We start from the raw sequence: 2,967 nt of genomic DNA on the forward strand, positions 1-2,967 counted from the left end.
CCGACTTTTTTCCGGATCCCTCGCAAATGGGTCTTGCATTCCTTGCCCTGCTTGGGTTTAATAGGGGTGGTGTTCCCCCTTCGGGGGGATCCCTAGAAATTGGAAACCGGGTTTATTCTTGGTTAATCGCTCATGGGTACCGTCATGTTCCCCCTTCGGGGGGATCCCTAGAAATTGGAAACACTCGACTGTGGCCCCTTCCAGGCTTGCTGGAGCATCGATGGTTCCCCCTTCGGGGGGATCCCTAGAAATTGGAAACAAGAAGATTACTGTGTATTGGCCTGAATACAGGATTTTGTTCCCCCTTCGGGGGGATCCCTAGAAATTGGAAACTGGCGTTATGCAAAACCAAAACGCCACGGCTCCGACTGTTCCCCCTTCGGGGGGATCCCTAGAAATTGGAAACATTTGATCCCAGTTAATCTGAGAAGAAGCTTTACTGTTCCCCCTTCGGGGGGATCCCTAGAAATTGGAAACGTGACAAGCCTTGCCCTGACAAACCTCAGGGCGTCCACTGTTCCCCCTTCGGGGGGATCCCTAGAAATTGGAAACATTCTAATACCCTGAAATTTATAGGTAGAAACATGGCAAGAAGTTCCCCCTTCGGGGGGATCCCTAGAAATTGGAAACCTCGTAGGACTCGCGGATTGCTCCGCTGACCAAGTGTGTTCCCCCTTCGGGGGGATCCCTAGAAATTGGAAACGTTAACATCAACTTGCTCCACTCTCGGTAGAACGTGGTAAGTTCCCCCTTCGGGGGGATCCCTAGAAATTGGAAACAATTCCGCCACCGATCCTGGCTATACTGAGGACACGCTCACCCAAAGTAGGGGTGAGCTTTCACTCGGCAGCGATTCACATGAGTTTTTGGAAGGGCCTGTTCGGGTCAGCAGGAGCTGCTACAACCAAAGAGCCGGCGCAAACAGCTAGGGCCGACCGTCGCCAGGAAACGGTGGTGGTACGAGGGGAGACAATCCTCTTCAGCTTGGATCCCAACTTGGATCTGTACGAGCTAGAGGAGCTCTGCGATGCGGTGGGGTGGTCGCGTCGCCCCATTCACAAGGTGAGAAAAGCCCTGCAGCACAGCTTTTTGGTGGTGTCGATGTGGCAGCAGCGGGGCAGCTACCGTCGCCTCATCGGCTTTGCCCGGGCAACGTCCGACCACGCTTTCAATGCCACCATTTGGGATGTGGTGGTTCATCCCGATTTCCAGGGTAGGGGTCTGGGCAAGCGGCTGATGGAAAAGGTGATCCACGAGCTGCGCGCCCGAGACATCAGCAACATCACCCTTTTTGCCGATCAGGGAGTGGTCAGCTTTTACGAACGGCTGGGCTTCACCGCCGACCCTGAGGGGATCAAAGGCATGTTCTGGTATCCCCGCTAGCGTATGGCCCCTGTGGTGATTTTGCCCGGTTATCTGGCGGGTGCGTCGGAGTATGAGCCCCTGCGTCAAGAGCTGGAAGCCCGCGGCTATGCGGCACGGGTGGTGCCGTTGCAGGTGCGCAGTTGGTTTCCCACGCTGGGGGGAAGGCCTGTCACTCCCATCCTGTGGGCCCTTCGAGAGACCATCCAAAAGACCTGCGCTGAGTTTGGGGTTGACCGAGTTAACCTGGTGGCCCACTCCGCCGGCGGCTGGATTGCCCGCATCTACCTGGGATCCGTGCCCTATGGGGGACAGGTGTGGCAGGGGCGGGAGCAGGTCGCTGCGCTGATTAGCTTGGGATCCCCCCACACCAGCCGGGAGCGCTGGACGAAGCGCAATTTGGACTTTGTCAACACCCACTATCCGGGGGCCTTTTGGCCCGAGGTCAAATATGTGTGCGTGGCGGGCAGGGTCATCCAGGGGCAGAGGTTGAGTCTGGGATCCCTGTGGCGACAGGAGCATTATCTGGCTTGGCTGGCCTACAACAGCTATTGGCTCACGGCTGGACAGGGGGAATTGTGGGGCGATGGCATTACCCCCATCGAGGCTGCCCACCTGCAGGGGGCTGTTAACCTCACTCTGCCCAACTGCTACCATTCCGGTCGGGGTGGACGGCGCTGGTATGGATCCCCCGAGGTGGTGGAAACTTGGGCTCAGTATCTGGCTTAGGGCCGGGGTTTAGCTGCCAGGCTTGCTTGGGTCGCCGAGGGAAGTCTCGGGCAAAGAGGCGGCCGATTGGCGGCGTTCCTGCTGACGCCGGGCAGCTTTTACCATCTCCTCGACCACAGCCCGCGCCTGCTTCATGCGATCCAAACTGCTGCGATAGAGCTCCAGATCTTTTCTCACCCGCTCTGTTGAAAAGGGCAGCTTGCTCACCACATTCTCCAAAAAGCGGCGGGTGCGTTCTTCTGGTTCTTCGTAAAGGGACTTGGCCACAGCTTCATAGGCTGTGTAAAGGCCAACAGCTAAGACCCGGCTGTAGGCGTAGGGCGGCTGAGTCATGCGCTCCAAAATGGCTTTCAACCCACCCACATCTTCCGCCTCTGGCTTGAGACAGAGGAGATCAAGTCTTTGACGGGGATCCCCGCTTCCCATCAACTCCAGCAGATCGCGGGCATTCTTGCGCAACACCTCCGGCTTGAGGTGCAGAGCCTTACAGAGGGCGTTGAAAATGGCTTCTCGCTGCTCAGGGGGGTGATAGGCTTCCATCAGCCCGTCGTAGAGGGTGACCAGCCCCAAGGCAAAAAACGGATCGTAGACGAAGGTGCTGTTGACGGTGGTCAGGTGCAGCTCCACCAACAACTCCTCCACCACCCGGCGATAGACGGCGTTGATCGGGCGAGGGTAGGCGCTGAAAAAGGCCGCTTTGGTGGCGGAGAGGGTGCGAACAGGATTCACAGGCAGACAAAAATGAGCTTGAGGATGGCTTCTCTGTTTTTTTATTCTCACCTGTGCTGACCCTGAGGGCAAGCTGTGTTGACATCCTCCCCGGCCTGAAGGCCGGAGATTCCTACCACGCTGCGCATGGATGGCTCCTTGCGCAGT

3 protein-coding genes and 1 CRISPR repeat array are annotated in these 2,967 nt (G+C 57.5%); of the genes, 2 read left to right on the forward strand and 1 reads right to left on the reverse strand.

The genetic code is table 11. The features are described 5' to 3' along the window. Positions 1 to 71: 71 nt before the first annotated feature. Positions 72 to 779: a CRISPR direct-repeat array (repeat unit 36 nt; unit sequence GTTCCCCCTTCGGGGGGATCCCTAGAAATTGGAAAC). Positions 780 to 858: 79 nt separating this feature from the next. Together NW840_RS09130 and NW840_RS09135 are read left to right on the forward strand one after the other, a co-directional pair. After that, positions 859 to 1,383 (forward strand): GNAT family N-acetyltransferase, encoded by a 525-nt coding sequence (locus tag NW840_RS09130; RefSeq protein WP_414343795.1) that lies wholly within the window; start codon positions 859 to 861, stop codon positions 1,381 to 1,383. A gap of 3 nt (positions 1,384 to 1,386) precedes the next feature. Beyond that, positions 1,387 to 2,091 carry an esterase/lipase family protein gene (locus NW840_RS09135; protein WP_011432154.1) on the forward strand — a complete coding sequence of 235 codons (705 nt, stop codon included), beginning with the start codon at positions 1,387 to 1,389 and terminating at the stop codon, positions 2,089 to 2,091. 9 nt (positions 2,092 to 2,100) lie between these two features. Here NW840_RS09135 and psb29 read toward each other — a convergent pair whose 3' ends face one another. Continuing rightward, entirely contained in the window at positions 2,101 to 2,820 is a 720-nt protein-coding gene (psb29, locus tag NW840_RS09140; RefSeq protein ID WP_414343796.1) for a photosystem II biogenesis protein Psp29, read from the reverse strand. Between the last annotated feature and the right edge of the window lie 147 nt (positions 2,821 to 2,967).

Origin of the sequence: Synechococcus sp. R5-13 (genome assembly GCF_047462015.1) — a bacterium.
Lineage (GTDB): Bacteria > Cyanobacteriota > Cyanobacteriia > Thermostichales > Thermostichaceae > Thermostichus.

What these genes read in the sequence shown, in the direction of transcription:
- NW840_RS09130 (WP_414343795.1), top strand. Translation starts at nt 859, where the DNA reads ATGAGTTTTTGGAAGGGCCTGTTCGGGTCAGCAGGAGCTGCTACAACC.
- NW840_RS09135 (WP_011432154.1), top strand. Translation starts at nt 1,387, where the DNA reads ATGGCCCCTGTGGTGATTTTGCCCGGTTATCTGGCGGGTGCGTCGGAG.